This is a genomic window from Mesorhizobium sp. B2-5-13, assembly GCF_006440535.1.
In the GTDB taxonomy this organism is placed as follows: domain Bacteria; phylum Pseudomonadota; class Alphaproteobacteria; order Rhizobiales; family Rhizobiaceae; genus Mesorhizobium; species Mesorhizobium salmacidum.
This window is the reverse complement of the sequence record NZ_VFUI01000007.1, coordinates 198,622-225,301: the sequence shown is the minus strand read 5'-3', so window position 1 is coordinate 225,301 and position 26,680 is coordinate 198,622. Positions and strand designations below refer to the sequence as shown.

Sequence of the window (26,680 nt, the reverse complement as noted above, 5' to 3'; positions counted from 1 at the left end):
TTTTGTTCCGAGATGCATTCGTCCATGACGACACGCTTCGTTCCTGACCGCGACCGTGGTCCCCTGATTGCCGCCGCCGCGCCGCGATGGCATGGCGCCTGAGCTGATGCAGCCCGCGGTCGATCTCGCGCGCCCTGGCCTGCCGCCGAAGATGCGCCGAAGAACGCAGCGGCGTGTGGCGCCCTGGCTTGTCATCGCCGCCATATCAGTCTCCCTGCTGGCATTGGTGCCGCTTGCCTTCATCATATGGGTCGCGGTGCAGACCGGCTGGGACACTGTCGCGGCATTGGTCTTCCGGCCACGTGTCGGCGAACTGCTGGTCAACACCGGCCTGCTGGTGCTGCTGGCCGTACCGATCGCCATCACCTTGTCGGTGACGCTGGCCTGGCTGACCGAACGCAGCGACCTGCCTGGTGCCCGGCTCTGGTCCTGGCTCTGCGTGGCGCCGCTCGCCATCCCCGCTTTCGTACACTCCTATGCCTGGATCACCATGGTGCCGGGACTGCACGGCCTCTGGGCTGGCGTGCTGGTATCCGTCATCGCCTATTTTCCTTTCCTCTATCTGCCGGTGTCGGCGGCGCTGCGCCGCCTCGATCCTGCGCTGGAGGATGCCGCGGCGGCACTTGGTCTCGGACCCTGGCGTGCGTTCTGGCGTGTCGTGTTGCCGCAGCTCAGGCTCGCCATCTGCGGCGGCTCGCTGCTGGTCGGCCTGCATCTGCTGGCCGAATATGGCCTCTACGTCTTCATCCGCTTCGACACCTTCACCACCGCGATCGTCGACCAGTTCCAGTCGACCTTCAACGGTCCGGCCGCCAACATGCTGGCCGGCGTGCTGGTGACCTGCTGCTTCGTGCTGCTCGGCCTCGAAGTGCTGGTGCGCGGCGAGGAGCGTTATGCCCGTGTCGGCTCGGGTGCCGCGCGATATCAGCAGCGGATGAGCCTCGGTCGCGCCACCCTGCCCAGCTTGCTGCTGCTCGTCGTCACCACCCTGCTGGCGCTTGGCGTGCCGTTCATCACCATCGGCCGCTGGCTCATCGCCGGCGGCGCCGATGTCTGGCGTCTCGATGAGATTGGCCTGGCACTCGGCCAGACACTGTTCCTATCGCTCGCCGGCGCGTTGCTTGCCACTGTCGCTGCCATGCCGATGGCCTGGATCTCAATCCGCGCGCCCGGTCCGTTGCAGCGCCTGCTGGAGGGATGCAATTACATTGTCGGCTCGCTGCCGGGTGTCGTCATTGCGCTGGCGCTGGTCACCATCACCGTGCGCATCGCCCTGCCGCTTTACCAGACCCTGTTCACCATCCTGCTCGCCTACTCACTGATGTTCCTGCCGCGTGCCCTGGTCAGCCTGCGCGCGTCGATCGCCCAGGCCCCGGTCGAACTCGAGCGCGCCGCCTCCAGCCTCGGCCGGCGGCCGCTCAACGCGCTGTGGTCGACGACAATCCGCCTGTCGGCGCCGGGTGCCGCGGCCGGCATGGCGCTGGTGGCGCTCGGCATCATGAACGAATTGACCGCGACGCAGATGCTGGCGCCGAACGGCACCCGCACGCTGGCCATGGCGTTCTGGTCCTATAGCGGCGAGATCGACTACGCCTCGGCGGCCCCTTACGCCTTCATCATGGTGGCGATGTCGCTGCCCCTGACTTGGCTGCTCTATGTCCAGTCGAAGCGGATGGCCGGACGATGAGCTTTCTCGAACTCGGCAATCTGCACAAGCGTTACGGCCCGGTCGCGGCACTTGCCGGCGTCGACCTGAACGTCGCCAGCGGCAGTCGCACCGCGATCGTAGGACCTTCCGGCTGCGGCAAGACAACCTTGCTGCGGCTGATCGCCGGTTTCGAGGCGCCCGATCAGGGCCGCATCGTGCTCGACGGGCAGGTGCTGGCCAATGGCGGCGCCGCCGTTCCGGCGCATCGCCGCGGCATTGGCCTGGTGGCGCAGGACGGCGCCCTGTTCCCGCATCTGACCATCTCGGACAATATCGGCTTCGGCATGGCACGGGACGACGACAAGCGCGCCGAGCGCATCATCGAACTTGCCTATATCGTTGGACTGGACAAGGCGATCCTCAAACGCCGTCCGCACGAGCTCTCCGGCGGCCAGCAGCAACGCGTGGCGCTAGCACGCGCCATGGCGATGAAGCCGCGGCTGATGCTGCTCGACGAGCCGTTCTCGGCCCTCGACACCGGCCTGCGCGCCTCGATGCGCAAGGCGGTGGCCGAGCTTCTGGAAGGGGCCGGCATCACCACCATATTGGTGACGCACGACCAAGCCGAGGCGCTGTCCTTCGCCAGCCAGGTGGCGGTCATGCGCGACGGGAAATTTTCCCAGGTCGGCACGCCGCGCGAGCTTTATCTCAAGCCGAAGGACAGGATGGTCGCCGAGTTCCTCGGCGATGCCATCATCCTGCCCGCGAGCATTTCGGGCGGCTTCGCCAGTTCGCCGCTGGGCCGCATCGCGGTCGACACGCCGGACAGCCGCGATGTCGCCCGCATCATGTTGCGGCCGGAGCAGATTGGGCTCAAACGCACCTCGCGCGAGGGCATGTCGGGCACACCAGACATGCCCTTCGGCGAGGTGACGGAATCGGAATTCGCCGGCTCGACATGCACGATCGCGGTGCGGCTCCTGAACAATTCCGATCCGCCGGACGCCGCCGCGATCGGCGGCACCCCGCTGATCCTGCGCAAATCCGGCATGGACGCGCCGGCGGTCGGCGAGATCGTGCGGCTGACCGTATCGGGCAAGGCGCACGTCTTCGCTTGAGGCCTTAAGGCGCTGAACCCACGCGAAGTGGCCGGTTCACGCCGTGACGCGTTCGCCGGTTTCCGCTGAATAGATCGGCCATTGCTCGAGAAAATCGCAACCGTGCACCACCACGCACTCGTTGGCGCTGTCGATGAGGATGACGGCGTAGGACGGCGGCGCCTGTTCGACGACCTCGCTCGATCGGTCGAGGGCAAGCTCGAACCGCACATGCAGGCCGCGCTGCGCCGAGAACGGAATGCCGGCGACGGTTCCCGCGATGTCGCGGTGAACGTGGCCGAAGAAAATATGGCGAACGTTGCCATGATCCCGCAGCAGGCCGAGCAACCGCTCGGGCCGTTCGAGCGCCAGCGGATCGAGCTGCGGCAGGCCGAGCGCGACCGGCGGATGATGCAGGAAAACGTAGGCGGGCCTGCCGCCTGATTGTTCGAGCCGGGCTTCGAGCCAGGCAAGCCGGCTGTCGCACAGTTCGCCCTCGATGCATCCTTCCGCCAGGCAGTCGAGAAACAACAGCACTTCGTCGCCGGTATCATGGACCGACTGCACGAAGCCGTTTTTGTCGACCGGAACTTCGGGAAACGCAGCGATGAGATTGGCCCGCCGGTCATGGTTGCCCGGCAGCAGCCTGAAGGGCATCGATAGCGCGCTCAGGGCAACGCGCAGATCGGCATAGCTCTGCGGCGCACCGGTCTCCGTCAGGTCGCCGGTGAAGACGCAAAGTGCTGCGTCGGCGTGATGCCCATTGATGTGCGCGATGCACTGATCGAGCCGCTGATGCAGGTCCGCCCCATAGCGGCGCTCACCTCGCCGGCCGAGATGCACATCGGTGACCTGGATGATTTTCATGTGCGCCTCTTTGGCCGCGCGTTTCGGAAATCAAAGCGCCGGTTCGGGCACGGAAGCCTTGAAGACATCGAGACGGGTGCCTGTCTCCGACGAGAAGAAGTGCATGTCGTCCGGCGAGATCTTCAGGCCGACGGTGCTGCCGGGCTCGGGGTGAACGGCCTCCGGGGTCATCACCGAGAACGGCGCGCCGTCGAGGTCGACATAGATGACCCGCCCCGCGCCCAGTTCCTCGACCAGATCGACAGTGGCATCGAGCGCGCCGGCCGTGCCTGGTGCCACCAGCCGCACCGCTTCCGGGCGGATGCCCATCGCCACCTTCGTGCCGACCGGCAGGCCGGCGCGAGCCATGGCCAGGCGCCGGCTGCCGCCGGGCAGCGACAGCCCGTCGAGTTCGACCGTGCCTTCAAGGATGTTCATGGCCGGCGCGCCGACGAAAGTGGCGACGAAGCGGCTGGCCGGGCGGGTGTAGATTTCACCTGGCGTGCCGACCTGTTCGACCCGTCCGCCATTCATCACCACCAGCCGGTCGGCCAGCGTCATCGCCTCGACCTGATCGTGGGTGACGAAGACGGAGGTGGCATTCAGCCGGCGATGCAGCTTGCGGATCTCCGAGCGCATCTGGACGCGCAGCTTGGCGTCAAGATTGGACAGCGGCTCGTCGAACAGGAAGACTTTCGGCTCGCGGATCATGGCGCGGCCCATGGCGACGCGCTGCCTCTGGCCACCCGAAAGCGCCATCGGCTTGCGATCGAGCAGCTGCTCGAGCTCCAGCGTGCGCGCAACCGCCTGGATGCGCTGGTTGCGCTCGGCCGAGGGAACACCGGCGACCTTGAGCGAATAGCCGATGTTCTGGGCCACGCTCATATGTGGATAGAGCGCGTAGTTCTGGAACACCATGGCGCAGCCGCGTTCACGCGGCTCGAGCTTGTTGACCACCATGCCGTCGATGGCGATCGTACCGTCGGAAATCTCTTCCAGCCCGGCGATCATCCTAAGCAGCGTGGACTTGCCGCAGCCGGACGGCCCGAGAATGACCACGAATTCGCCAGAGGCGAAGTCGAGATCGACGCCATGCACGACCTGCGTCTTGGCATAGTTCTTCTTGACGCCGCGTATTGCGATGGAGGCCATTTTTGTCTCCTTGTTACTTCTCGGTGGCGATCAGGCCGCGCACGAACCAGCGTTGCATGAGCACCACGACGATCAGCGGCGGCAGCATGACGATAAGCGTTCCGGCCATGGCGATGTTCCATTCCGGAATGCCGCCGACATTGGGGATGAGCTGCTTGAGCTCGGTGACCGCCGTCGCGTGCGACTGGTCGGTGGTGATGAGCAGCGGCCATAGATACTGGTTCCAGGCCCACAGGAACATGATGGTGCCGAGTGCCGCCATGTTGTTGCGCGACAAGGGCAGCAGGATATCGATGAAGAAACGCAGCGCGCCGGCACCGTCCATACGCGCCGCCTCGGTCAGCTCGTCCGGCACGGTCAGGAAGAACTGCCGGTAGAGGAAGGTGCCGGTGGCGGTGGCGATCAACGGCAGGATCAGTCCGGTATAGGAATTGAGCAGCCCTAGGCTGAGCGAAACCTGCACGCCCGAGACCTTCTCGATCAGCCAGCTCAGCCCGGTGATGTCGAGGATGGTCTGGTAGGGCGACAGCACATTGGCGACGACCGCGTAGGTCGGCACGATGCGCACTTCCAGCGGCAGCATCAGCGTGACGAAGATCAGCCAGAAGATGAAGGTGCGGCCGGGATAGCGGAAATAGACGATCGAGAAGGCGGTCAGCGCCGAGATGATCACTTTGCCGGACGCGACGCCGGCAGCCATGATGAAACTGTTGAGCAGCTTGGGGCCAAGGTCGGCCGTCGTCCAGGCCGTCTTGATGTTTGTCCAAAAGTCGCTTCCCGGCAGCAGCGACATCGGCACGTCGTTGACATCCCGAAGATTATGCGACGCGGCCACGGCCACAACCACGAACGGCGCGATGCAAAGTACAAAGCCGACAAACAGGATCAGATGCGTGAAGAAGTTGAGGAACGGAGTGCGCTCGACCATTCAGTCTCACCTGTAGTGCACGCGCCGCTCGATGAAGCGGAACTGGAAAATGGTCAGCACCACGATGAGCAGCATCAAAATGATGCTCTGCGCGGCGGCGCCCGAATAGTCGAGGCCTTTGAAGCCATCGGAATAGATCTTGTAGACCATCAGATTGGTGGCGTTCGCCGGGCCGCCCGACGTCATGATGTCGACGATGCCGAACGAATCCTGGAAGCTCTCCGTGATGTTGATGACCAGCAGGAAGAAGATTGTCGGCGTGATCAGCGGGAACTGTATGTCCCAGAAACGCCTCATGACGCCGGAGCCGTCCATCGCGGCGGCTTCGATGAGGGAGCGCGGGATAGCCTGGAACGCGGCAAGAAAGAAGATGAAGTTGTAGCCGACATATTTCCACGAGAAGGCGATGATGATCGAGGCCATAGCATCAGCGCCGTCGAGCCCGGGATCCCAGAAGCCGGGCCAGACTTGGTTGACCACGGCCATGAAGCCGGCTTCCGGCGCCAGGATGAAACGGAACGCCATCGCCAGAGCCGGTGCGGCGATACCGTAAGGCCAGATCAGCACCACGCGATAGAGACGCGAGCCGGCAAGCTGGCGGTCGGTGAGCGCGGCGAGCACAAGCGCGACGAACATTGCAAGTCCGGTGCTGATGCCGGCAAAGACAAGGCTGGCGGTGATCGAGTTCCAGTAATCGGCGTTGGCCAGGATCGAGCGGAAATTGTCGAGCCCGACCCAGATGTTGCCGCCGCCCCAGGGCTGCTGCAGCGTCAGCGACCAGTATACGGCCTGGCCGGCAGGCCAGTAGAAGAACGTGAAGATCAGGAGGAGCTGCGGCACCGCGAAAAGGATGCCGATTGTCCAACTGCTGAAGGTAACGCGTTTTTCCATCGGTCCGCCGTGGCCGCGGAACGGCCAGCCCAAAGCAAGATAAGATTATATATGAAACGGCCGCCCGTCGAATCTCGGCGGGCGGCCTCGGCAATCTTCGAAATCAGGGCAGGGTCTTGCCCGGATAGGTCTGCTGGAAGCGGTCGAGGATGGCGTCGCCATTCTTGACCAGCGTGTCGAGGCCCTGCTGCACGCTGACCTTGTTGGCGAAGATCGCCTGCATCTGCGCGCCGAACTCGGCGCGGATCTGGGTGAAGTTGCCCAGGCGTATACCACGGGTGATTTCGGTCGGCTCCGACGCGGTCAGGCTGGCGATGGCGACTTCACGGCCCTTGTAGGGCGCCTTGTCGTAGAAGCCGGTGGACTTCATGTAGTCGAAGCCCGACTTGGTCACTGGGATGTAGCCGGTGTTGGTCGACCAGAACAAAGCGGTCTTGGGGTCGTGGATGAAGTTAAGGAACGCGGCCGCGCCCTTGTACTCAGCGTCCGACTTGCCGGAGAGCACCCACAGCGAAGCGCCGCCGACCAGCGAATTCTTGCGCTCGGTACCGGCATAGGCCGGCAGTTCGGCGACATCCCACTTCATGCCTTCCTTCTGCGTCTTGCCGACCGTGCCGTGATCGCCGACCGAGGTCATGATCACCTGGCAGGTGCCTGAGGCGAAGGCCTGGACCATATCCTGGCCGAGATCCTTGGACTTGATCTTGATCAGGCCGGCGTCATACCACTTCTTGAGATCGGTGACGTACTGGACGAACTTGGTCTTGTTGACTTCCAGACGCGCGTCGAGACCGTCATAGCCGTTGTTCTTGGTGGCGATCGGCTGGTTGTGGATGGCCGAGAACTGCTCCATCAGCTGCCAGCTTTCATTGGCCGAGATGTTGATCGCCATCGGGCATTCATAGCCGGCGTCCTTCATCGCCTGCAGGTCGGCGCCGACGTCTTCCCAGGTCTTGGGCGCCTCGGTCTTGCCGATCTTGGCGAAGGCGTCCTTGTTCCAGTACATCAGCGCGGTCGAGGAATTGAACGGGAAGGACAGCATCTCGCCCTTCGAGGTCGCGTAGTAGCGGGCGATGCCTGGGAAATAGTCGGCGTAGTCGATCTTGTAGCCGTTTTCTTCCATCAGCTTGTCGGCGGGCTTGTAGGCGCCCGACAGCATCATCGTGGCGGTGCCGACGTCGTAGACCTGCACGACGGCGGGCTGTTTGCCGGCGCGGAAGGCGGCGATGGTGTTCTGCAGCGTGGCGTCGTAATTGCCCTGGCTGGTGCAGACGACTTCATAATCCTTCTGCGAGGCGTTGAAGTTCTTGCACAGCGTGTCGACGACGCGGGCGAGGTCGCCCGACAGGCCGAACCAGAAGTCGAATTTTACCGGCTCCGCAAAGCCAGGAACCGCCAGCGCGGTGCTGAGCGCGCCTGCGGCAAGGGCAGCGAGGCCCCGCTTGATGATCGTCATGGTTTCTTCCCTCTTGAATGACTGTTGACAAGGGTCTTGCGCAAGTCCTTGCCCGCTCTCTTAGAGAAGGTATGTGACAGTTCTGTTGTGGCCTCCCGGGCCTGTGGACAGCTGGTCTTTCCTCCTCCTCGGCGGTGGCGCCGGCATGAAAACGTCACACCGGCGCTCTAGGTAGCTAGGGCGGCTCTCGAGGACGTAAAGGCCGTTATGGTTATCCGGCTAAAGGGATGATGAAATGCGGGTGGAGCAGCTGACGAGACCTGACCGCCGGTCACGGCAAGCGCACTGCGATGCGCACCGACCGCCAGGATGTCAGGCTCATATTGCTCAAGCCGAGCGTTCACTCGGCCTGATTGCTCACGACCCGAGCGCCGTCTCGACCAACCGCTTGGCGTCGGGCCCCGACCATTCGGCCGGACCGTTCATATGGGCGATCAGGCAGCCTTCGCCATCGATCAGCATGGTGACGGGCAAGCCGAGCGCCAGACCGCGCGCCTTGAGGTCGTTGAACAGCGTCATCGTCGAATCCCGGTAGTAGCCGAGCGTGTGCACACCGGTATCGGCGAGAAACTTCTTCGGCTTCACATCGTCGCCGGCATCGACGTTGACGGCGACGACCTGAAAGGCGTCGCTGCCTTTCTCCTTTTGCAGCGCGTCGAGCGCCGGCATTTCGGCACGGCATGGCGCGCACCATGTGGCCCACAGGTTGAGCAGCACCGTCTTGCCGGCATGGTCGGCGATCGTCATCGGCTTGCCGTCCGGGCCGTTGAAGGCGAGGCTCCTCATCGACTGCGGCGGATCGGCCGGCAAAAGTGCCGCGACCTCGCCGGTGGCCGCGGCCGCGATCTTCTTGGCGCGGTCGCTCTTGGCGGCGCAGGCGACGTCGTCCTTGCTGTCGCCCGCCGCCATTTGGGGCGCGGCGTTGTTGCCAGACCGGCTCTCGCTGACATATACCGCGACCGCGCCGGCCAGCGCTCCCGCCACCAGGGCGGCGAGGATCAGGCGCGGGGCCGGGAAAAATCTGTTTCCGTCTGCCATTTTCTCAAAACTGCTCCGAAACACGGGTTATAGCCATGAGCGACAAGAAGACCAGCAACCAGATGTGGGGCGGACGATTTGCCTCGGGTCCGGCCGCGATCATGGAAGCGATCAACGCGTCGATCTCGTTCGACCGCAAACTCTATGCGCAGGACATAAGAGGCTCGATCGCCCATAGCGAGATGCTGGCGCAAACGGGCATTATTTCGGCGGCCGATCAAGAAAAAATCGCTCACGGGCTGAACACGATCCTGAAAGAGATCGAAGCCGGCAGCTTTGAGTTTTCGACGCGGCTGGAAGATATCCACATGAACGTCGAGGCCCGCCTCGCGGACCTTATCGGGTCGGTGGCCGGCCGGCTGCACACTGCCCGCTCGCGCAACGACCAGGTGGCTGTCGATCTGCGGCTCTGGGTCAAGGACGAATGCTTTCGTGTCGCCGAGGCGTTGAGAGGCTTGATCATGGCCCTCCTGGCGCGAGCCGAGGAACATGCGGCGACCGTCATGCCGGGCTTCACCCATATGCAGGCGGCGCAGCCGGTAACCTTCGGCCATCACTGCATGGCCTATGTCGAGATGTTCGCGCGCGACCTGTCGCGCGTGCGCGACGCCATCGAACGCATGGACGAGAGCCCGCTCGGCGCCGCGGCCCTTGCCGGCACCAGCTTCCCGATCGACCGCCATCAGACCGCCAGGGCGCTCGGTTTCCGCGAGCCGATGCGCAATTCGCTGGACAGCGTCTCCGACCGCGATTTCGCGCTGGAGTTCCTCGCCATGGCCGCGATCTGCGCCACGCACCTGTCGCGGCTCGCGGAGGAGATCATCATCTGGTCGACGCCGCAATTCGGCTTCATCAGGCTGTCGGACAGCTTTTCCACCGGCTCCTCGATCATGCCGCAGAAAAAGAACCCCGACGCCGCCGAACTCGTGCGCGGCAAGACCGGCCGCGTCAACGGCCATCTGGTCGGCCTGCTGACGGTGATGAAGGGCATGCCTTTGACCTATGGCAAGGACATGCAGGAAGATAAGGAATCGGTGTTCGATGCCGCCGAGACGCTCGACCTGATGCTTGCCGCGATGACCGGCATGGTCTCGGACATGACGGTCAATGCCGCCGCGATGAAGAAGGCTGCCGGCTCCGGTTACGCCACCGCCACCGACCTCGCCGACTGGCTGGTGCGCACTTTGGGCTTGCCGTTCCGCGAGGCGCATCATGTCACCGGCCGCGCGGTGGCGCTGGCCGAAGACAAGAAGGTTAGCCTGGAGAAGCTTTCGCTGGAGGATCTGCAATCGATCAACCCAGGCATCACGGCGGACATATTCTCGGTGCTGGCGGTGCAGAACTCGGTCAAGAGCCGCACCAGCTTCGGCGGCACCGCGCCATCGGAAGTGCGGAAGCAGATACGCGCCTGGAAAAAGCGCATCGCCAAGGCGTGATGCCGGATATTGCGATCAGCAATATCCCGATATTGCGATGAGCAATATCCGGGGTGCAATACGCTGAGAACTCGGCTAAAAGCGGCGGCTGGCAAACGTTTCGGACGGATGGATCGATGACCGGAAGCAGGATTTTGGTAACGCTGACGCTGCTTGCGGCGCTTGCCTTCGTGACCGCCTGCGGCCGCAAGGCCGGTCTCGACACGCCCTACGAGGCGGCCGTCCAGGCACGCAAGGATGCCGAGAAGGCCCACCAGCCCGTGCCGCCGGAACCGGAAAAACCGGTCGTGGACAAGAAGTTCATCCTCGACCCGCTGATCTAGCTCCGATGAAGGCGGGATTGGTCTTTCCAAACCCGATCGCATCGTGCCCCAACTTCCGGAACCACTCTCGTGAACCATTTCGACTACCGCGACGGCGTGCTGCATGCCGAGGACGTGGCGATCCCTGATATCGCCGCGCAGGTCGGCACGCCGTTCTACTGTTATTCGACGGCGACCCTGACCAGGCACTACCGTGTCTTCGTCAAGGCCTTTGCCGGGCTCGACACGCTGGTCTGCTACGCCATGAAGGCCAATTCCAACCAGGCGGTGCTGCGGACCCTGGCCAAGCTCGGCGCCGGCGCCGACGTGGTCTCGGAAGGCGAATTGCGCCGGGCACTGGCCGCCGGCGTCCCGCCCAGCAAGATCCTGTTCTCCGGTGTCGGCAAGACGGCGCGTGAAATGGACTTTGCGCTCGAAGCCGGCATTCTCTGCTTCAACGTCGAATCCGAGCCGGAACTCGAACTCCTGTCGGCCCGCGCCTCGGCTCTCGGCAAGATGGCGCCGGTCTCGCTGCGCATCAATCCCGATGTCGACGCCAGGACCCACAAGAAGATCTCAACCGGCAAGGCCGAGAACAAGTTCGGCATTCCGTGGCAGCGGGCGCGCCAGGTCTATGCCCGCGCGGCAACGCTTCCCGGCATCAAGATCACCGGCATCGATACCCATATCGGCAGCCAGATCACAGAACTGCAGCCTTTCGACGACGCCTTCGCCCTGCTGGTCGACCTGGTCGGCGCGCTGCGAGGCGACGGCCACGCCATCGAGCATATCGACCTCGGCGGCGGCCTCGGGATTCCCTACCGCGTCGACAACAACCCGCCCCCCTTGCCCGACGCCTATGCCCAGATCGTCCGCAAGCATGTCACCAAGTTGGGTCTGAAGGTGATGTTCGAGCCAGGCCGATTGATCGTCGGCAATGCCGGCATCCTGGTCTCGGAAGTGATTTTCGTGAAGGAAGGCGACGCCAAGAACTTCCTCGTCGTCGACGCCGCCATGAACGACCTGATCCGGCCGACGCTCTACGACGCCTTCCACGAGATCAAGCCGGTCGTGCAGCCGCCCGCCGACACGCCGCGCATGACGGTCGACGTGGTCGGCCAGGTCTGCGAGACCGGTGACTATCTCGGGCTCGATCGCGACCTGCCCCGGCTGAAGGCGGGCGATCTGGTCGCCGTTTCCACCGCCGGCGCCTATGGCGCGGTCCAGGCCGGCACCTACAACACCCGCCTGCTGGTGCCGGAGGTGCTGGTCGACGGCGACCGTTTCCACGTCGTGCGTCCGCGACTGACCTATGAGGAGCTGATCGGGCTGGATTCGGTGCCAGACTGGCTTGCATAAAAGCCGCCTGGCCGCGACGCTATAGCCGGTTCTGGATGAGCGCCCTTGCGTTGGCGATCCTGTCCTCGTCGCGGCGGTAGAAGGTCCATTGTTTGATGCGCTTGGTTCTGAGCAGGCCGGCCTGGGTAAGCACGCGCATATGCTCGGAAAGCGTTGCCTGCGTGATGCCGAGCTTCTCGGCAATCAGCAGCGCGCAGACGCCGTCCTCGACCAGATCGCCATCCGCCTGTGCCCGGAAATGCGCATGCGGATCCTTGAGCCAGTCGAGAATCTGCAGCCTGCGTCCGTTGGCGATCGCCTTGAAGACATCAACCTCTTGCATTTGGGCATTTTGCCAAGTTACTAATTATTGTCAATCCCGAGGAGATCTTGATGTCGCAGGACAACACCATCACACGCGAACGCATCGCCGCGATGGAACCGCGCATCCGCCCCTATATCAGGCACACGCCGGTGCTGCGCGTCGACATGGCCGACTTCGACCGGCCGCCATTGGCGGTCGACCTCAAGCTCGAATGCCTGCAGCATTCCGGCTCGTTCAAGGCGCGCGGCGCCTTCACCAACCTTTTGGAGCGGCCGGTTCCCGAGGCCGGCGTCGTCGCCGCATCGGGCGGCAATCATGGCGCCGCTGTCGCCTACGCCGCTATGCGGCTTGGCCACAAGGCGACCATCTTCGTTCCCGAAGTGAGCCCGCAGGCCAAGCTCGACCGCATTCGCGGCTATGGCGCCGACCTCGTCGTGGGCGGCGCCCGTTATGCCGAGGCGCTGGCCGCCAGCGAACGTTTCGCCGAGGAAACCGGCGCCCTGCAGATCCATGCCTTCAACCAGGAAGAAACGCTGATCGGCCAGGGCACTCTCGGGCTCGAGATCGAAAACGATCTGCCTGAGGTCGACACGCTGCTGGTCGCCGTCGGCGGTGGCGGCCTGATCGGCGGTGTCGCCGCCTGGTATGCCGGCCGCATCCGCATCGTCGCCGTCGAGCCCGAGGGCGCGCCGACGCTTCATCGCGCTTTCGAGGCCGGCCATCCGGTCGACGCGCCGGCCGAAGGTATCGCCGCCGATTCGCTGGCGCCGAAGCGCGTCGGCGAAATGATGTTCCCGATCGCCGAAGCCTTCGTCGAACGCTCCATCCTGGTCAGCGACGACGACATCATCGCCGCCCAGAAGGCGCTCTGGAACAGCGTGCGCATCATCTCGGAACCAGGTGGTGCGGCCGCCTTCGCCGCGATCCTGTCCGGCCGCTACGCGCCGGCGCCGGGCGAACGGATCGCCGTGCTGGTCTGTGGCGCCAACGCGAATCCCGCCAATTTCTGATTGCAACCATTTCGGCCGGTTTCACGTTTTCTCAAACTGCCTCGCCTTTGCCGTGTTTGCTGGTATTCTTCGAGTCGTGAGGCTGGGCTATCCCGCCCCGCCTCGCTGCATGATCCCGAAGTCCGGTTTTCGGAACAGATCATGCTCAAAGAGATAGAGCCCCATTCCGGTCCTTTCAGGCGGAACAGGCTCTGGGAAGGGCCGATGACGCAACGACCCATCTTCAGCAACGATCGCGGCCTGGCCGGACGCCTTGCCTTGAGCCGGATGGCGACGCGCGTCGCGATGACCGTCGAGCGCGGCTGGCCGCTGCTGCTCCCGCTCATTGTTGTTGCCAGCCTGTTCCTCAGTGTCTCCTGGTTCGGTATTTTCCCCCGGCTGCCGGATGCGGCACGCATCGGCCTTATCGCCGTTTTCGGCCTGGCGGGGCTGGCCGCGCTTTATCCGCTGCGCTTTTTCCGCATGCCTGGTGCTGCCGAGGTCGATCGTCGCATCGAGGCCGCCAACAGATTGCTGCACAGCCCGGTACAGGTGCAGAGCGACCGGCCCAGCGGCCAGGAAAGCAGTTTCTCGCAGGCTCTCTGGCGCGAGCACCAGAAGCGCATGGCGGGAAAGCTCGACAGTCTCGGCGCCGACCTGCCGCGCACGCGCGTGCCGGAGCGCGACCCCTGGGGACTTCGCGCCGTGGCGGCGCTCCTGCTGGTCACCGCCTTCGCCTTCTCCTTCGGGCCGACCGGCGGCAGGATAGCAGACGGTTTCAGCGCACACGGCACACTCGACACCGTGCCGCCGCGCATCGACGCCTGGGTGACGCCGCCGGCCTATACCGGCAAGCCGCCGATCTTCTTGACCGCTGATGCCAACCAGGCGACGCCGACCTTCACCATTCCGGAAGGCAGCGATGTCTCGCTGCGTGTGACCGGTGGATCGGGCGAGGAAACGCTTGCCTATGCCGACAAGGATGGCAACGCGCGCGCTATCGACCCGCAAGCCGTCGCCAAGCCGGCGGCAAGCCCGGCGGTGCCGGCCCCCGCCTCATCCTCGACGATACGCCAGTTCATCGGCAAGCTGACTGGCGACGGCACGCTGACGCTGAAGTCGGGCGACGACCAGCTTGCCCGCTGGGCCTTTGCCGTGCTCCCGGACAAGCCGCCGCAGATCCGCTTCGTCGGCGAGCCCAAGCGCGCCGCCAACGGCGCCTTCGAGCTCAACTACCAGATCGACGACGACTACGGCGCCGCCACCGCCAAGGCGGTGTTCGCGCTGGCCGATCCGCAGGCGCCAGATGCGCATCCGCTCTATGGTCGGCCTGACATGCCGCTGACGCTGCCGCGCCGCGGCGGCAAGGCGAATGCCGCCCGCACCACGAAGGATCTGACCGAGCATGTCTGGGCCGGCGGCAGCATCAAGCTGACGCTGGTCGCCACCGACGATGCCGGACACACCGCGTCCAGCGAAACCAAGACGCTGGTGATGCCCGAGCGGCCGTTCGCCAACCCGCTGGCGCGCGCCGTGATCGAACAGCGCCGCCTGCTCGCACTCGATGCCAATGCCAAGCCGCACGTGCTCGACCTGATGGACGCCATCACACTGCGGCCCGAAGACACGTTCGACAACATGTCCCACTACCTCGCCATCATGAGCGCGATGAGCCGGCTGAAACTGGCCGGCAACGACGATCAGCTGCGCAGCGAGGTCGCTTATCTCTGGGAGATCGCCCTCGGCATCGAGGAGGGCAACCTCTCGGCCGCCGAAAAGCGGCTGCGCCAAGCGCAGCAGGCGCTGCAGGACGCCATCAAGAACGGCGCCAGCGACGCCGAGATCGAGAAGGCGATGAAGGAACTACGCGAGGCTATGAACCAGTTCCTGCAGGAATTCGCCGAACGCGCCAAGCAGAACCCGAACGCGCCGCAAATGCAGCAGAACGGCCAGGAACTGCGCCAGAGCGATATCGACCGTATGATGGACCAGATCGAGAACCTGGCCAAGTCGGGCGATCGCGACAAGGCGCAGCAATTGCTGTCGCAGCTGCAGGACATGATGAACAACCTCCAGGCCGGCCGCCAGCAGCAGGGCGGTGAGCAGGACAGCCAGATGCGCCAGCAGATGGACAAGCTCGGCGAGATCCTGCGGCGCCAGCAGGAGATGATGAACGACACGTTCCGCATGGACCAGATGCAGCGCGGCGAGCGCCAGCGTGGCGAGAACCGCGACGAGCAGCTTGGCCAGGGCGGTGGCGAGGACCAGGACAAGCCAGGCGTTGGGCAGGACCGCGATCCGCTTGCCAGGCCGAAGCCGATGACGCCGCAGGAATTCGCCGATGCGCTGAAGCAGTTGCAGGAAGGCCAAGGCCAGCTGAAGAGCGATCTCGAGCAGCTGAAGAAGGCCCTCGAAGGCATGGGCATGGAGCCCAATGAAGGATTTGGCGAGGCCGGCAAGTCCATGGGCAGCGCCGAGCAGGCGCTTGGCGAGGGCCAGGGCGACGAGGCGGTCGGCCACCAGGGCCGGGCACTCGAGGCGCTGCGCAAGGGCGCCAAGGACATGATGAAGCAGATGCAGGCCATGCAGGGCGACCAGGGCGGCAGCCAGCAAGGCGGTCGTCAGCAGGACGCCGACCGCGACCCGCTCGGCCGGCCGCGCGCCAGCCAGGGTCCTGATTTCGGCGATTCGGTGAAAGTGCCCGACGAGATCGACGTGCAGCGCGCCCGCCAGATTCTGGAAGCGATCCGCAAGCGGCTCGGCAACGCGCTCAGCCCGGACATCGAGCGCAGCTATCTGGAACGGCTGCTGGAGCTGAAATAGGGATTGCTGTCCGACCTCCACCCCACCCGAAAACCCTATCGAACGGCTGCAACACCATGCCAAAACTCGGTGCGACTACCCCCATCCTGCGCATCTTCGACATCGCCAAGGCGCATGAATTCTATCTCGGCTTTCTCGGTTTCGAAGTGCAGTTCGAACACCGCTTCGACGACAACGCGCCGCTCTACACAGGCGTTTCCCGCGACGGCTGCATCTTGCATCTGAGCGAACATCATGGCGACGGCGCGCCGGGCTCTCACATCCGGATCGAGACGGCGGATATCGCGGGGCTGCACCATGAGTTGACCGCCAGGAAGTACCGCTTTGCCAGGCCGGGGCTGGAGCAGACGCCTTGGAAGACGAAGGAGATCACGGTCGCCGACCCGTTCGGCAACCGCCTGACCTTCTATGAGGATGTGAGAGACTGACCTTGCCCGTTGGAGAACGCCTCGCGGATAGCCTCTTGCATGCCGTCGATCGCCTCGCCGGAGGCATTCGGGTTGCGGTGCATCACCACATTCGAGGAATCGATATCGCCAAAGCCGTCCGCGGATGTCAGTTCGCGACAGCCGGCCGGAATGTTGCTGCGTGAGATCGGCGCAATCGCCAGCCCCGAGGTGACGGCGAGCTTGAGGCCGCCGGTGGTGTCGCTGGTATAGGCGACACGATAGGCAAGACCGCGCTGCTCAAGTGATTTGACGGCAAAATCCTTGCACCAGCCGGCCCGGTTGTAGAGCGCGATCGGCACCGGCCGTTTCTCATACATGTGATGCAGGGCCGATGTCACCCACACCGTCGGATCGTGCATCAGCACCTCGCCGCCTGACGGGTCCTGCCATTCGAACACCACGCAGAGATCGAGTTCGCCGGCGGCGAGCGCTGCCATCTGGGCGCCTGAATGCGCATAACGCACGGTGACCTCGACCTGTGTGTGGCGTTTCGAAAAAGCGCCGAGCGCGCGCGACAGGATGGCGTGGCCATATTCCTCCGGAATACCGATGCGCACCGGCCCGCCCAGCGGCGCCGCCGCCATTGACGCCGCCGTCTCGTCGAGCAGCGCGACGATGCGGCGGGCATTGACGATAAGTTCGCCGCCACGCCGCGTCAGGGCGACGCCACGTGAACCGCGCTCGAACAGGCTGTCGCCGACCAGTTCTTCGAGCTTCTTCATCTGCATCGATACGGCCGACTGCGTGCGGCCGGCCTGCTCGGCGGCCCTCGTGAAATTGCCGGCCTCGGCGATGGCGACAAAGGTGCGCAGGAGATCGCTGTCGAGGGTTGGCCGCATCGCATCCGTCATAAGAAAAGTTGATTGCTGGTATCATTCCAATTCGTTTGCAACATGTCAAACACCGGGCGATAGTCGCCTCACCCATTGGATATGCGGCCGCGAAATCGGCAGCGGACCAATCAAAGAGTCCTCACTCGTGCCCGCTGCCCGAAAACGGTGGCGGGTTCTTTTTGATCTGGAGAGGGTCGCCGGATCGGATGCGCGGGAGCCTGAACGCGGATGCAGAATAGGATGGTGCGCGGCATCCTGAGCCTGTGCCTGGGCGTGCTGGTCTTCTCGCTGCAGGACCCGCTCGTCAAAGCCGTGTCGAGCGGCTACCCGGTGAGCGAGGTGATGGCGATCCGCTCGATCATCGCCCTGCCGATCCTGATCCTTCTCGTCCATGCCGATGTCGGGCTCCGTGCTATCCTGTCGCGGCGCTTCGGCATGCTGACCATGCGCGCCTTCATCCAGTTCACGTCCTACACCGTCTATTACCTGGCCATCGCCGCCCTACCGCTGGCCGACGCCGTGGCGCTCTATTTCATGGCGCCGCTCTGCATCATGGCGATGGCCGGCCCCTATCTTGGCGAGCGCGTTTCCTGGCAGACGCTGGCAACCGTGCTGATCGGCATGCTTGGCGTCCTGGTGATGCTGCGCCCCGGCGCCGGACTGTTCGACTGGGCGGCCTTGCTGTCGCTGGGCTCGGCTGTGCTCTACGGATTTTCGCAATTGATGGCCCGCAAGATCGGCGACACCGAATCCTCCACCGTGATGGCCTTCTACCAGAACGGCGCCTATCTGACCGGCGCGGCCGTGGTCGCCGGCACGTTCCACCTCGCCGGCATAAACCACGCCGTCCACCCGAGCCTCGAATTCCTGGTGCGGCCGTGGATCTGGCCGACACTGCCGGATTTCCTCAAGATGGCGGCGTGCGGTTTCGTCGCCTCGGCCGGCATGATCCTGCTCTCGCAGGGGTACCGGCTGGCGCCGGCCAACCGCGTCGCCACCTTCGAATATACCGGCATCCTGTGGTCGCCGCTGTGGGGTTTCCTGTTCTTCGCCGAGGTACCACGCTCGACGACCATGATCGGCGCGGCGCTCATCATCGGCGCCGGCCTGCTGGCGCTCAACACCGACCGGCGGACCAGCCCAGCGCCGGCGCTTGTCGCCAGGGATCCGGCCTGATCAGGCGAAGCAGATCAGCGCCCGTTCGACGCGCGAACGGATCTCGGCCAGCGTGAAGGGCTTTTGCACGACATCGAGGATAATGCCGTTCAATTCGTCGGCGCGCTCGCGCTGGTCGGCATAGCCGGTCATCAGCATGATCTTCATCGCCGGGAAAAGCGCTGCGGCCGCAACCGTCATCTCGATGCCATCCATCTCCGGCATACGGATGTCGGAGACGACGAGATCATAACCGCCATGCGCGGCCTTGATCAACGCCAGACCTTGCGCGCCGTCGGCGGCGATATCGATTGCGTGGCCGGCGCGTTCGAGCGCGCGGGCTGCGAGGGTGCGGACGGACTCATCGTCCTCGACGATCAGAAGCTTTGCCATGGCCGGCATATTTGCCGGGCAAAAGTTGACTTTTCCTGAAAGCGGAACCGGTCGGCAAGTCTTTTTTGGAAGCCGCTCAAACGTCGCCCTTGACGACGCCTACGAACGGCAGTTCGCGGAAAGCATGCGAGACATCCATGCCGTAGCCGACGACGAAATAATCGGGGCAGTCGAAGCCGACATAGTCGGCATTGAGCGCGGTCTGGCGGCGCATGCGCTTGTCGAGCAGCACGGCGATGGAACAGCTTTTCGCGCCACGCAACAGCATCAGGTCGCGGGTGAAGCTCAGCGTCTTGCCCGATTCCAGAATGTCGTCGATCAACAGCACGTCGCGGCCGGCAACCTCGTTGTCGATGTCGCGCAGCACCCTCACCTCGCCGCTGGTGGTGCCGGCGCCATAGCTGGAGATGAAGATAAACTCGACTTCCGGCGACAGGCCGACATCGTGCATGGCCCGGATCAGGTCGGCGGCGAAGATGAACGAGCCCTTCAGCACCGAAATCACCAGCAGATCGTGATAGTCGTGCCCGGCGATCTCCTTGGCGAGTTCGAGATTGCGCCGCGCGATCGCCGATGCCGAAAACAGGACTTCGATGTCCTTGCCGCGTACGATGGGCATAGATGGTCTTCCCCGGTGATCGCCTACTCGGCGAAAGTAACCAAAACGGTTCTTACGCCGTTCTTAGGCACGTCGAGCCGGCTGGCAAAGCCGAATCTTTCGCCGGATGCCAGCAAGCGGCCGGATGTCCCCAACGTATAACGGATTGTGCGCCCGTCTTTGCCCGTCACCCGGATCTCGAGCGGCGGCAGGGTCGCGGGGCCCGTCCCGTCGTTCGCGGCCTCCCCATCGACGAACAGCACCGGGTTCGTGCCGGAGGCGTCGACACGTGACGAGACGCCTGAAATGGTCAGCGCCGACGCTTGCGCGCCGGCGAGGAACGGCGCCTGGCGCACCAGTGCATGGCCGCCGGACACCCAGAAGGCGGCAAGAGCGGCACCGACGCCGGCGACCCAGAAGATCGGCCCTCCACGTGATGCCGGCGGCCGTTTCGCTGGCGCTTCCGGCTTGCGCAGCATGTCCATGCCCTCGATGGGCGGGGTGACGATCGCACGCGGCGGTGGTGAATCGCTTTCCACCGCAGGAGCAAGGGGCGGCATCACTTCATAGTCGGCATCGATGATATCGGCCGCCGGACCGCGCACGATCCGGTCCGCCACGGCAATTGCCGGTGGATCGGTCATGATTTCGCCGGAAACCGGGCGCGCGGTTCGCTGGTCAGCCATCATGGCCCAGTATTGCACCTGTTCGCTTTCGTTTCTTTTGCGTAAACACAAATGGTTAACGCTTCCCCACCGGAGCTGTCGTGACAAGCCGAAAGAACCCAGGAATTAACCGCCGGTTAACCATGCCGGCCGATGGTCTTTTCGCAGAACAGGCCGGCTCGCCGCCGGCAGGAATTTCAGGTCGCCGAAATTGATTCGCTTCGAAAATGTCGGCCTCCGCTATGGCATGGGTCCGGAAATCCTCCGCGACATCTCCCTGCACATACCGGAGCGCTCGTTCCAGTTCCTGAGCGGGCCTTCGGGCGCCGGTAAGACGACGTTGCTGCGCCTTTTGTTCATGTCGCTGAAGCCGACACGTGGACTGATCACCATCTTCGGCAAGGACCGCTCGCGCATCTCACGCACCGAACTGCCGCACCTGCGGCGGCGCATCGGCGTGGTGTTCCAGGATTTTCGCCTGCTCGACCACATGACCACCTATGAGAATGTTGCTTTGCCATTGCGCGTGCGCGGGCGCGAGGAAGCGAGCTACCGCACCGATGTCACCGAACTGTTGAAATGGGTGGGGCTCGGCGAACGCATGCATGTGCTGCCGCCGGTTCTGTCAGGCGGCGAGAAGCAGCGCGCCGCGATCGCGCGCGCCCTGATCGAGCAGCCGGAGATCTTGCTGGCCGACGAGCCGACCGGCAATGTCGATCCGCCGCTGGCGCGGCGGCTGCTGCGGCTGTTCATCGAACTCAATCGCCTCGGCACCGCCGTGGTGATCGCGACCCACGATCTTGGCCTTATGGAACAGGTCGACGCGCGCCGCATGATCCTGGCCGGCGGAAGGCTTGATATCTATGACTGAGCTACCGGCTGACCATTTCGAGGAGCAGGATGCCGAGGCGGTCGAGGCACGACCGCGCGCCCAGCGCAAGATGGCGCCGATCGTGCCCGCGCAGAACATTGCCGGCCGCGCCCTGGTGCTGGTCATCGCTATCATGACCTTCCTGTCCTGCCTGACCTTCGGCGCTGTGACGCTGGTGCGCGACACGGCCTCGGTTTGGGAAAACCAGATCTCGCGCGAGGCGACCATCCAGATCAAGCCGGCGGACGGCCTTGACATGGAGGCAGCGCTTAGCCAGGCCTCACAGATCGCCGGCGAATTCCCCGGCGTGAAGTCGACCCGGATCATCGACCGCGAAGCGACCGCCAGGCTCTTGGAGCCCTGGCTGGGATCGGGCCTCAACATCGACGAACTGCCGGTGCCGCGGCTGATCATCGTCACCATCGACGAGAACAGTCCGCCGGACTTCGCCGCCATGCGCGCCGCGATCACGCCGAAGCTGCCGAGTGCATCGCTTGACGACCACCGCACCTGGGTCGACCGGCTGGTGGCCATGGCCCGCACCACGGTGACCATCGGCGTCGCCGTTCTGGCCCTGATGCTGTCGGCAACGGTGCTGACCGTGGTGTTCGCGACCCGTGGCGCCATGGACGGCAACGGCCACATCATCGAGGTGCTGCATTTCGTCGGCGCCGAAGCGCGCTTCATCGCGCGCGAATTCCGCCGGCATTTTCTGGTCACCGGCATGAAGGGCGCGGCCGCCGGCGGAGCGGCGGCGGTGCTCGTCTTCATCGCATTTTCCTGGTGGTCGTCGCGCAATATGGCAACGCCGCAGGCCGATCAGGCGACCGCTTTGTTCGGCAACTTCGCCATCGGCTCCGCGGGCTACCTAGGTGTCGTCCTGATGGTGCTGGTGATTGGCGCGCTGACGGCGGCAACTTCGCACGCCACCGTCGTCGCCTATCTCAGCGACATCGACGTTCGCCAACCCGACGCATGAAAGGAATTCGTCTTGGCGTGGATGGAAAGAGCGCGATCACGGATGGAGAATTCGCGTAACGCAAAGTGTGTCTTTTACCTATCAAAGGCCGCATTTCGGGATTAACCATATGGCTATGGACGTGCGGGACTCGACCGGGACGGCTGGACAGTTGCCAGTGGTGGTTGCCCGTTGGCGCGGCCATAGCAAGGTTAGCCATTTAAGGACCGCCCTGCGCCTTTCCGCTGTCTCCCTGTTTGTGCTCGCAACAGTGTTCGCTGGCGGCTTCGGCTGGTTTGCCAGCAAGGTCAGCCATTTGACCACGCCCGCCAACCCGGCCAAGGCCGACGCCATCATTGTGCTGACCGGCGGCCAGTCGCGCCTCGACGCGGCGATGGAGCTGCTGGCTTCCGGCAAAGGGGAGCGGCTTTTGATCAGCGGCGTGCATCCCTCCGCCAGCCGTCGCCAACTCCAGGCGGCGACCGGCGGCGACAAGAAGCTGTTTTCCTGCTGCGTCGACATCGACCGCGCCGCGCTCGACACGATCGGCAATGCCGAGGAAAGCGCCAAATGGGTGGAAAACCACGCCTATGGCACTGTGATCCTGGTCACCAACAATTATCACATGCCGCGCAGCCTGCTGGAGATGGGCCGGCTGCTGCATGGCGCCAAGCTCGAACCCTACCCGGTGGTCAATTCCAACCTGGATAATGGCAATTGGCTGACCAAGCCGCGGGCGGTGCGCGTGCTGTTCACCGAATACACCAAATACCTGCTGGCGCTGGCTCGCGGCATTATCCCGGTGAAGCCGACGCCCGACGGCATCGCGCTGGCCGAGACCGCCGCCGGCGGCTGAGCCCGTGTCATTGCTTGGCGGCAGCCCCTGAAACGCCCTTGAGGCGCGCGATCTCTTGCTCAAGGTCCTGGATGCGCCGGTCGCGCTCGCCAAGCGCCGCCGCCACATCAGCCGCCTCGAAGCGCTGCGGTATATGTTGCGGGCAATTGGCATCCCACGCCGAGACGGTGAACAGGATGACCTGTTCGGGACGCGCCTTGTAGTCCGGCGGCATCAGCCGCGCCGTCAACCCGGCGTCGTTTTCGACAACGCGTGCCGTGCCCCAGATCTTGATGCGCTGGCGCATCATGTAATCGATCAGGAACAGGAAGGCCCTCGAATTGTCGGCCAGATTGCCCTGCGTGATGAACTGCTTATTGCCGGAAAAATCCGCGAAGCCGATCGTCTTCTCGTCGAGCACCTTGAGAAAGCCGGCAGGGCCGCCGCGGTGCTGGATGTAGGGCTGACCGTCGCCATTGGCCGTCGACAGGAAGACGCTGGTCTGCATTTCGATGAAGGCGGCGAGGTCCGGTGTGATCGCCGACTGCCAGCCGCCGCGCTCCTCGACGCGGGCGTAGGACTGACGCGAGCCCTTACGCGCCTGGATCGCCTTGACCGTCGGCGTGAAGGCGACATCGCTCGTAAAAGCGTGTGCGTTCATCGAAACCTCCTTGCATGAAACGCTCTAAAGGCCGAGCTCCGACAACGTCGGATGGTCGTCCGGCCGCCGGCCGAGAGGCCAGCGATATTTGCGCTCGGCCTCGGCGATCGGCAGGTCGTTGATGCTGGCGATGCGCAGCCGCATCAGCCCGTGCTCGTCGAATTCCCAGTTCTCATTGCCGTAGCTGCGGAACCATGAGCCGCTGTCGTCGTGCCATTCATAGGCGAAGCGCACGGCGATGCGGTTGCCGTCGAAGGCCCAGACCTCCTTGATCAGCCGGTAGTCGAGTTCGCGTATCCATTTGCGCGTCAGGAACGCCTGGATCGCATCGCGGCCTTGCAGGAACTCGGCCCGGTTGCGCCAACGGCTGTCCGCCGTATAGGCGAGCGCCACCCGCGCAGGATCGCGCGAGTTCCAGGCATCCTCGGCCATGCGCGCTTTCTGTGCTGACGTCTCGGCGGTGAAGGGCGGAAGCGGCGGGCGGCTCTCAGACATAGGATTTCCTCTGCGGCATGACGGGTTGGGGCCGGCGGGCACCGTTCGCCCCTTTTCCGGATTCAGGCAGCATCGCGGGCGGAAACAACCGGAAAATCGATCTCCGTCTGGGCAACCTCGTTGATATAGTTGGTCCAGACGTTCAGGGCGACATGCTGGACGCTCTCGATGATCTCCCCGTCGTCATAGCCCGCGAGCCTGACAGCGGCGAGATCCTCCTGGCCGACATCCCCGCGGCTTTGCGCTACTCTGGCGGCAAAACGCACCGCCGCGGCTGCCTTGGGATCCGTGGAGCAGCCATGGCGGTTGGCGATCATCTCGGCGGCGTCGAGCCTTGCGAGTGTCTTGCCGAGATAGGTGTGGGCGGACAGACAGTAGTTGCAGCCATTGATCTCGGCGATCGCCAGTGCGATGCGCTCGCGCGTCTGCGCCGGCAGCCGGCCCTTGGCCAAGGCTCCCATCATGCCGAGATAGCTTTCCAGCGCGGCCGGACTGTTGGCGACCATCCGAAACAGGTTCGGGACGACACCAAGCTGTTTTTCCACCGCCTGCAGCATGGGCAACGCGGCGGCGGGAGCGTTTGCGATGGACGAAGGCGTGGTAATGCGGGGCATGGAGATTGCCTTGTTGAGGTACCCCGCCTATATGCAGCCTTCCATCTTGTGGATGTAGATGCCATATTTGCAATCAACCCTTCCATTTTCTGGAAGAAATGATGGATCGTCTCGAAGCCATGTCCCTTTTCGTCGCGGCAGCGGAAGGCGGCAGCCTTTCCGCCGCCGCTCGCAGTTCGGACGTTCCGCTGGCAACGGTCAGCCGCAAGGTCTCCGATCTGGAGCGCCTCCTGAAGACACGCCTGTTGAACCGCTCGACGCGGCGGCTGACACTGACCGATGCGGGCCATGCCTATCTCGCTGCCTGCCGCCGCATTCTCGACGAGGTCGGAGACGCCGAACGCACCGCCGGCGGCGAATACAGCGCCCCGACAGGGGAACTGATTATCACCGCGCCGATCGTCTTCGGCCGCCTTCACGTGTTGCCGGTTGTCACCGAGTTCCTCGCCGCCTATCCGCTGGTGGATATCCGCCTCACGCTCGGCGACAGGATAAGCCAGTTGGCCGAAGACCATATCGACCTCGCCGTCCGCATCGGCAGGCTGCCGGATTCGCGGATGGTCGCCATCAGGGTCGGCTTGATCGGTCATGTTGTCTGCGCAAGCCCGGCCTATCTGGCCGGACACGGCATTCCTGGGACGCCGGGAGAGCTCGATACGCACAGCTGCATCACCTTCGAGGGCCTTGGCTCACTTGCCACCTGGACTTTCACCGTGGACAAGGCTGATTTTGTCGTACCGGTCCGCTCAAGGCTTCGGGTCAACACCGCTGAGGCGGCGACTGATGCGGCGATCGCCGGGGTCGGGTTGACCCGGGTGCTTTCCTACCAGATCGTCGCCGCCGTACGATCAGGAACACTGCGTCCCGTGCTCAGGGATTTCGAACCCGAGCCTTGGCCGGTAAACCTGGTGCATGCGGGCCAGGGTCGGCTGCCGGTAAAATTGCGCGCCTTCCTCGACTTCGCCGCCCCACGCCTGAGGGAACGGCTGGCGCAGGCGACCTGGTAGCACGGGCAGTATCGCACCGTTTCCTTTTTCCCCGCGCTTGGTGTAACCAACGCACACTTCCTCACCGGACCTCCCCCATGCTTTATGTCAGATCGCTGGCGTTCAATTTCGTCTTCTACGTCAATCTGATCGTTCAGATGATCCTCTGGACCCCGTACTATTTCCTGTCGCCCCGCCACCGCGCCTGGTTCGTGCCGAAATTCTGGTCGCGCACCTCGATGTGGCTCTATGACAAGATCGCCGGAACGACAAACGACATCACCGGGCAGGAAAACCTGCCCGAGGGCTCCTTCATCCTGGCGCCCAAGCACCAATCGTTCTGGGACGCTATCGCCTTCTTTCCTTACCTCCAGGACCCGCTTTATATCCTGAAGCGCGAGCTGACCTGGATCCCGTTCTTCGGCTGGTATATCTTGAAGATGCGCATGATCCCGGTTGACCGCGGCAGCCGCTCCAAGGCGCTGAAGGCCGTGGTCGCAGCGACCAAGGAAGAGATGGCGCGCAACCCGCGCCAGTTGATCATCTATCCCGAGGGCACGCGCCGGGCGCCGGGCGACGAGCCGGCCTACAAATACGGCATCGTTGAAATCTACACCCAGCTTGGCGTTCCGGTGGTGCCGGTCGCCCATGTCGCCGGCCTCTATTGGCCGCGCCGCAAGTTCCTGCGCTATCCCGGGACCGTCAAGGCGCGTTTCCTGCCGCCCATACCGCCTGGTCTGGGCAAGGACGAGTTCATGGCGCGGCTGATCGGCGAGACCGAGGCTGCCTGTGACCAGCTTCTCGTCGAGGCATCGCGCGCCCCCAATCCGCCGGCCCTGCCGCCAACGGCGGTGAAGCGGCTTCGGGAGCTGGGCACGAAGGCCTGAAGGCTCTCCGG

Annotated in this window: 28 protein-coding genes; 14 read left to right on the top strand and 14 right to left on the bottom strand. The window is 64.1% G+C overall.

Annotated features, from left to right (window positions below):
* Positions 1-106: 106 nt before the first annotated feature.
* Positions 107-1,687 (top strand): iron ABC transporter permease, encoded by a 1,581-nt coding sequence (locus tag FJ434_RS14840; RefSeq protein WP_181165930.1) that lies wholly within the window; start codon positions 107-109, stop codon positions 1,685-1,687.
* Positions 1,684-2,766, top strand: a complete 1,083-nt coding sequence (locus FJ434_RS14835; protein WP_140747864.1) for an ABC transporter ATP-binding protein — start codon at positions 1,684-1,686, stop codon at positions 2,764-2,766. The genes FJ434_RS14840 and FJ434_RS14835 overlap by 4 nt, the downstream gene beginning before the upstream one ends.
* A 36-nt stretch (positions 2,767-2,802) precedes the next feature.
* Here FJ434_RS14835 and FJ434_RS14830 read toward each other — a convergent pair whose 3' ends face one another.
* From FJ434_RS14830 to FJ434_RS14805, 6 genes are all read right to left on the bottom strand, one after another.
* The gene (locus FJ434_RS14830) at positions 2,803-3,612 is read right to left on the bottom strand and encodes a phosphodiesterase (RefSeq protein ID WP_140747867.1); all 810 of its coding nucleotides are present in this window, start codon (positions 3,610-3,612) and stop codon (positions 2,803-2,805) included.
* A 30-nt stretch (positions 3,613-3,642) separates the two neighbouring features.
* A complete protein-coding gene (locus FJ434_RS14825) occupies positions 3,643-4,743 on the bottom strand; it encodes a sn-glycerol-3-phosphate import ATP-binding protein UgpC (protein ID WP_140747870.1) in 1,101 nt (366 codons plus the stop codon).
* A gap of 13 nt (positions 4,744-4,756) precedes the next feature.
* Positions 4,757-5,671: an ABC transporter permease subunit gene (locus FJ434_RS14820; RefSeq protein WP_140747873.1), complete on the bottom strand. Its 915-nt coding sequence runs from the start codon at positions 5,669-5,671 to the stop codon at positions 4,757-4,759.
* A gap of 6 nt (positions 5,672-5,677) precedes the next feature.
* Positions 5,678-6,562 (bottom strand): ABC transporter permease subunit, encoded by an 885-nt coding sequence (locus FJ434_RS14815; RefSeq protein WP_140503269.1) that lies wholly within the window; start codon positions 6,560-6,562, stop codon positions 5,678-5,680.
* Between the two features lie 103 nt (positions 6,563-6,665).
* On the bottom strand, positions 6,666-8,018 hold the full coding sequence (locus FJ434_RS14810; RefSeq protein ID WP_140747876.1) for an extracellular solute-binding protein: 1,353 nt from the start codon (positions 8,016-8,018) through the stop codon (positions 6,666-6,668).
* 357 nt (positions 8,019-8,375) lie between these two features.
* Positions 8,376-9,056, bottom strand: a complete 681-nt coding sequence (locus FJ434_RS14805; protein WP_140712254.1) for a TlpA disulfide reductase family protein — start codon at positions 9,054-9,056, stop codon at positions 8,376-8,378.
* Between the two features lie 35 nt (positions 9,057-9,091).
* Between FJ434_RS14805 and argH the strand changes: the two genes are divergently transcribed.
* The 3 genes from argH to lysA all read left to right on the top strand — a co-directional run bounded on the left by argH (position 9,092) and on the right by lysA (position 12,153).
* Positions 9,092-10,492 (top strand): argininosuccinate lyase, encoded by a 1,401-nt coding sequence (gene argH, locus FJ434_RS14800; protein WP_140747879.1) that lies wholly within the window; start codon positions 9,092-9,094, stop codon positions 10,490-10,492.
* A 116-nt stretch (positions 10,493-10,608) separates the two neighbouring features.
* A complete protein-coding gene (locus FJ434_RS14795) occupies positions 10,609-10,815 on the top strand; it encodes a lipoprotein (RefSeq protein ID WP_023770782.1) in 207 nt (68 codons plus the stop codon).
* 69 nt (positions 10,816-10,884) lie between these two features.
* Positions 10,885-12,153, top strand: a complete 1,269-nt coding sequence (gene lysA, locus FJ434_RS14790) for a diaminopimelate decarboxylase (protein WP_140747882.1) — start codon at positions 10,885-10,887, stop codon at positions 12,151-12,153.
* A 19-nt stretch (positions 12,154-12,172) separates the two neighbouring features.
* Here the strand turns inward: lysA and FJ434_RS14785 are convergent, their stop codons facing one another.
* Positions 12,173-12,475 (bottom strand): metalloregulator ArsR/SmtB family transcription factor, encoded by a 303-nt coding sequence (locus tag FJ434_RS14785; protein ID WP_140747885.1) that lies wholly within the window; start codon positions 12,473-12,475, stop codon positions 12,173-12,175.
* A gap of 50 nt (positions 12,476-12,525) precedes the next feature.
* Here FJ434_RS14785 and FJ434_RS14780 point away from each other — a divergent pair, with 50 nt between their 5' ends.
* The 3 genes from FJ434_RS14780 (at position 12,526) to FJ434_RS14770 (ending at position 16,697) form a co-directional block, all read left to right on the top strand.
* Positions 12,526-13,467 (top strand): threonine/serine dehydratase, encoded by a 942-nt coding sequence (locus FJ434_RS14780; protein ID WP_140747888.1) that lies wholly within the window; start codon positions 12,526-12,528, stop codon positions 13,465-13,467.
* 204 nt (positions 13,468-13,671) lie between these two features.
* Positions 13,672-16,269: a TIGR02302 family protein gene (locus FJ434_RS14775; protein ID WP_140747891.1), complete on the top strand. Its 2,598-nt coding sequence runs from the start codon at positions 13,672-13,674 to the stop codon at positions 16,267-16,269.
* 56 nt (positions 16,270-16,325) lie between these two features.
* On the top strand, positions 16,326-16,697 hold the full coding sequence (locus tag FJ434_RS14770) for a glyoxalase superfamily protein (protein WP_140747895.1): 372 nt from the start codon (positions 16,326-16,328) through the stop codon (positions 16,695-16,697).
* Here the strand turns inward: FJ434_RS14770 and FJ434_RS14765 are convergent.
* On the bottom strand, positions 16,676-17,557 hold the full coding sequence (locus FJ434_RS14765; RefSeq protein WP_140747899.1) for a LysR substrate-binding domain-containing protein: 882 nt from the start codon (positions 17,555-17,557) through the stop codon (positions 16,676-16,678). The genes FJ434_RS14770 and FJ434_RS14765 overlap by 22 nt on opposite strands.
* Before the next feature lie 222 nt (positions 17,558-17,779).
* On the opposite strand from FJ434_RS14765, the gene FJ434_RS14760 reads away from it, so the two are divergent.
* The gene (locus tag FJ434_RS14760) at positions 17,780-18,727 is read left to right on the top strand and encodes a DMT family transporter (RefSeq protein ID WP_140712264.1); all 948 of its coding nucleotides are present in this window, start codon (positions 17,780-17,782) and stop codon (positions 18,725-18,727) included.
* On the opposite strand, the gene FJ434_RS14755 is transcribed toward FJ434_RS14760, so the two are convergent.
* The 3 genes from FJ434_RS14755 to FJ434_RS14745 all read right to left on the bottom strand — a co-directional run bounded on the left by FJ434_RS14755 (position 18,728) and on the right by FJ434_RS14745 (position 20,386).
* Positions 18,728-19,099, bottom strand: coding sequence for a response regulator (locus FJ434_RS14755; RefSeq protein WP_181165922.1), 372 nt, complete (start codon positions 19,097-19,099; stop codon positions 18,728-18,730). It abuts the gene before it with no gap.
* Positions 19,100-19,175: 76 nt separating this feature from the next.
* Positions 19,176-19,718, bottom strand: coding sequence for a hypoxanthine phosphoribosyltransferase (hpt, locus tag FJ434_RS14750; RefSeq protein WP_140747905.1), 543 nt, complete (start codon positions 19,716-19,718; stop codon positions 19,176-19,178).
* 23 nt (positions 19,719-19,741) lie between these two features.
* Positions 19,742-20,386 (bottom strand): hypothetical protein, encoded by a 645-nt coding sequence (locus tag FJ434_RS14745; protein WP_140748137.1) that lies wholly within the window; start codon positions 20,384-20,386, stop codon positions 19,742-19,744.
* 187 nt (positions 20,387-20,573) lie between these two features.
* On the opposite strand from FJ434_RS14745, the gene ftsE reads away from it, so the two are divergent.
* The 3 genes from ftsE to FJ434_RS14730 all read left to right on the top strand — a co-directional run bounded on the left by ftsE (position 20,574) and on the right by FJ434_RS14730 (position 23,047).
* On the top strand, positions 20,574-21,233 hold the full coding sequence (ftsE, locus tag FJ434_RS14740; protein ID WP_010911739.1) for a cell division ATP-binding protein FtsE: 660 nt from the start codon (positions 20,574-20,576) through the stop codon (positions 21,231-21,233).
* Entirely contained in the window at positions 21,226-22,212 is a 987-nt protein-coding gene (locus FJ434_RS14735) for an ABC transporter permease (protein ID WP_140747908.1), read from the top strand. The genes ftsE and FJ434_RS14735 overlap by 8 nt, the downstream gene beginning before the upstream one ends.
* Before the next feature lie 109 nt (positions 22,213-22,321).
* Positions 22,322-23,047: a YdcF family protein gene (locus tag FJ434_RS14730; protein WP_140747911.1), complete on the top strand. Its 726-nt coding sequence runs from the start codon at positions 22,322-22,324 to the stop codon at positions 23,045-23,047.
* Positions 23,048-23,054: 7 nt separating this feature from the next.
* On the opposite strand, the gene FJ434_RS14725 is transcribed toward FJ434_RS14730, so the two are convergent.
* From FJ434_RS14725 to FJ434_RS14715, 3 genes are all read right to left on the bottom strand, one after another.
* Positions 23,055-23,687 carry a pyridoxamine 5'-phosphate oxidase family protein gene (locus FJ434_RS14725; protein WP_140747914.1) on the bottom strand — a complete coding sequence of 211 codons (633 nt, stop codon included), beginning with the start codon at positions 23,685-23,687 and terminating at the stop codon, positions 23,055-23,057.
* 24 nt (positions 23,688-23,711) lie between these two features.
* On the bottom strand, positions 23,712-24,182 hold the full coding sequence (locus FJ434_RS14720) for a DUF1348 family protein (RefSeq protein ID WP_140747917.1): 471 nt from the start codon (positions 24,180-24,182) through the stop codon (positions 23,712-23,714).
* A 62-nt stretch (positions 24,183-24,244) separates the two neighbouring features.
* Complete coding sequence (locus FJ434_RS14715) at positions 24,245-24,796, bottom strand: peroxidase-related enzyme (RefSeq protein ID WP_140747920.1); 552 nt, start codon at positions 24,794-24,796, stop codon at positions 24,245-24,247.
* Positions 24,797-24,897: 101 nt separating this feature from the next.
* Between FJ434_RS14715 and FJ434_RS14710 the strand changes: the two genes are divergently transcribed.
* Both FJ434_RS14710 and FJ434_RS14705 read left to right on the top strand, forming a co-directional pair.
* Entirely contained in the window at positions 24,898-25,803 is a 906-nt protein-coding gene (locus tag FJ434_RS14710; RefSeq protein WP_140712278.1) for a LysR family transcriptional regulator, read from the top strand.
* Between the two features lie 77 nt (positions 25,804-25,880).
* Entirely contained in the window at positions 25,881-26,669 is a 789-nt protein-coding gene (locus FJ434_RS14705) for a 1-acyl-sn-glycerol-3-phosphate acyltransferase (protein ID WP_140503306.1), read from the top strand.
* Positions 26,670-26,680: the final 11 nt, after the last annotated feature.

Excerpts from the sequence above, each read along its gene's own strand:
- FJ434_RS14840 (WP_181165930.1), top strand. The coding sequence starts at position 107 with ATGCAGCCCGCGGTCGATCTCGCGCGCCCTGGCCTGCCGCCGAAGATG.
- FJ434_RS14835 (WP_140747864.1), top strand. The coding sequence starts at position 1,684 with ATGAGCTTTCTCGAACTCGGCAATCTGCACAAGCGTTACGGCCCGGTC.
- FJ434_RS14830 (WP_140747867.1), bottom strand. The coding sequence starts at position 3,612 with ATGAAAATCATCCAGGTCACCGATGTGCATCTCGGCCGGCGAGGTGAG.
- FJ434_RS14825 (WP_140747870.1), bottom strand. The coding sequence starts at position 4,743 with ATGGCCTCCATCGCAATACGCGGCGTCAAGAAGAACTATGCCAAGACG.
- FJ434_RS14820 (WP_140747873.1), bottom strand. The coding sequence starts at position 5,671 with ATGGTCGAGCGCACTCCGTTCCTCAACTTCTTCACGCATCTGATCCTG.
- FJ434_RS14815 (WP_140503269.1), bottom strand. The coding sequence starts at position 6,562 with ATGGAAAAACGCGTTACCTTCAGCAGTTGGACAATCGGCATCCTTTTC.
- FJ434_RS14810 (WP_140747876.1), bottom strand. The coding sequence starts at position 8,018 with ATGACGATCATCAAGCGGGGCCTCGCTGCCCTTGCCGCAGGCGCGCTC.
- FJ434_RS14805 (WP_140712254.1), bottom strand. The coding sequence starts at position 9,056 with ATGGCAGACGGAAACAGATTTTTCCCGGCCCCGCGCCTGATCCTCGCC.
- argH (WP_140747879.1), top strand. The coding sequence starts at position 9,092 with ATGAGCGACAAGAAGACCAGCAACCAGATGTGGGGCGGACGATTTGCC.
- FJ434_RS14795 (WP_023770782.1), top strand. The coding sequence starts at position 10,609 with ATGACCGGAAGCAGGATTTTGGTAACGCTGACGCTGCTTGCGGCGCTT.
- FJ434_RS14785 (WP_140747885.1), bottom strand. The coding sequence starts at position 12,475 with ATGCAAGAGGTTGATGTCTTCAAGGCGATCGCCAACGGACGCAGGCTG.
- FJ434_RS14780 (WP_140747888.1), top strand. The coding sequence starts at position 12,526 with ATGTCGCAGGACAACACCATCACACGCGAACGCATCGCCGCGATGGAA.
- FJ434_RS14775 (WP_140747891.1), top strand. The coding sequence starts at position 13,672 with ATGACGCAACGACCCATCTTCAGCAACGATCGCGGCCTGGCCGGACGC.
- FJ434_RS14770 (WP_140747895.1), top strand. The coding sequence starts at position 16,326 with ATGCCAAAACTCGGTGCGACTACCCCCATCCTGCGCATCTTCGACATC.
- FJ434_RS14765 (WP_140747899.1), bottom strand. The coding sequence starts at position 17,557 with ATGCGGCCAACCCTCGACAGCGATCTCCTGCGCACCTTTGTCGCCATC.
- FJ434_RS14760 (WP_140712264.1), top strand. The coding sequence starts at position 17,780 with ATGCAGAATAGGATGGTGCGCGGCATCCTGAGCCTGTGCCTGGGCGTG.
- FJ434_RS14755 (WP_181165922.1), bottom strand. The coding sequence starts at position 19,099 with ATGGCAAAGCTTCTGATCGTCGAGGACGATGAGTCCGTCCGCACCCTC.
- hpt (WP_140747905.1), bottom strand. The coding sequence starts at position 19,718 with ATGCCCATCGTACGCGGCAAGGACATCGAAGTCCTGTTTTCGGCATCG.
- FJ434_RS14745 (WP_140748137.1), bottom strand. The coding sequence starts at position 20,386 with ATGATGGCTGACCAGCGAACCGCGCGCCCGGTTTCCGGCGAAATCATG.
- FJ434_RS14735 (WP_140747908.1), top strand. The coding sequence starts at position 21,226 with ATGACTGAGCTACCGGCTGACCATTTCGAGGAGCAGGATGCCGAGGCG.
- FJ434_RS14730 (WP_140747911.1), top strand. The coding sequence starts at position 22,322 with ATGGCTATGGACGTGCGGGACTCGACCGGGACGGCTGGACAGTTGCCA.
- FJ434_RS14725 (WP_140747914.1), bottom strand. The coding sequence starts at position 23,687 with ATGAACGCACACGCTTTTACGAGCGATGTCGCCTTCACGCCGACGGTC.
- FJ434_RS14720 (WP_140747917.1), bottom strand. The coding sequence starts at position 24,182 with ATGTCTGAGAGCCGCCCGCCGCTTCCGCCCTTCACCGCCGAGACGTCA.
- FJ434_RS14715 (WP_140747920.1), bottom strand. The coding sequence starts at position 24,796 with ATGCCCCGCATTACCACGCCTTCGTCCATCGCAAACGCTCCCGCCGCC.
- FJ434_RS14710 (WP_140712278.1), top strand. The coding sequence starts at position 24,898 with ATGGATCGTCTCGAAGCCATGTCCCTTTTCGTCGCGGCAGCGGAAGGC.
- FJ434_RS14705 (WP_140503306.1), top strand. The coding sequence starts at position 25,881 with ATGCTTTATGTCAGATCGCTGGCGTTCAATTTCGTCTTCTACGTCAAT.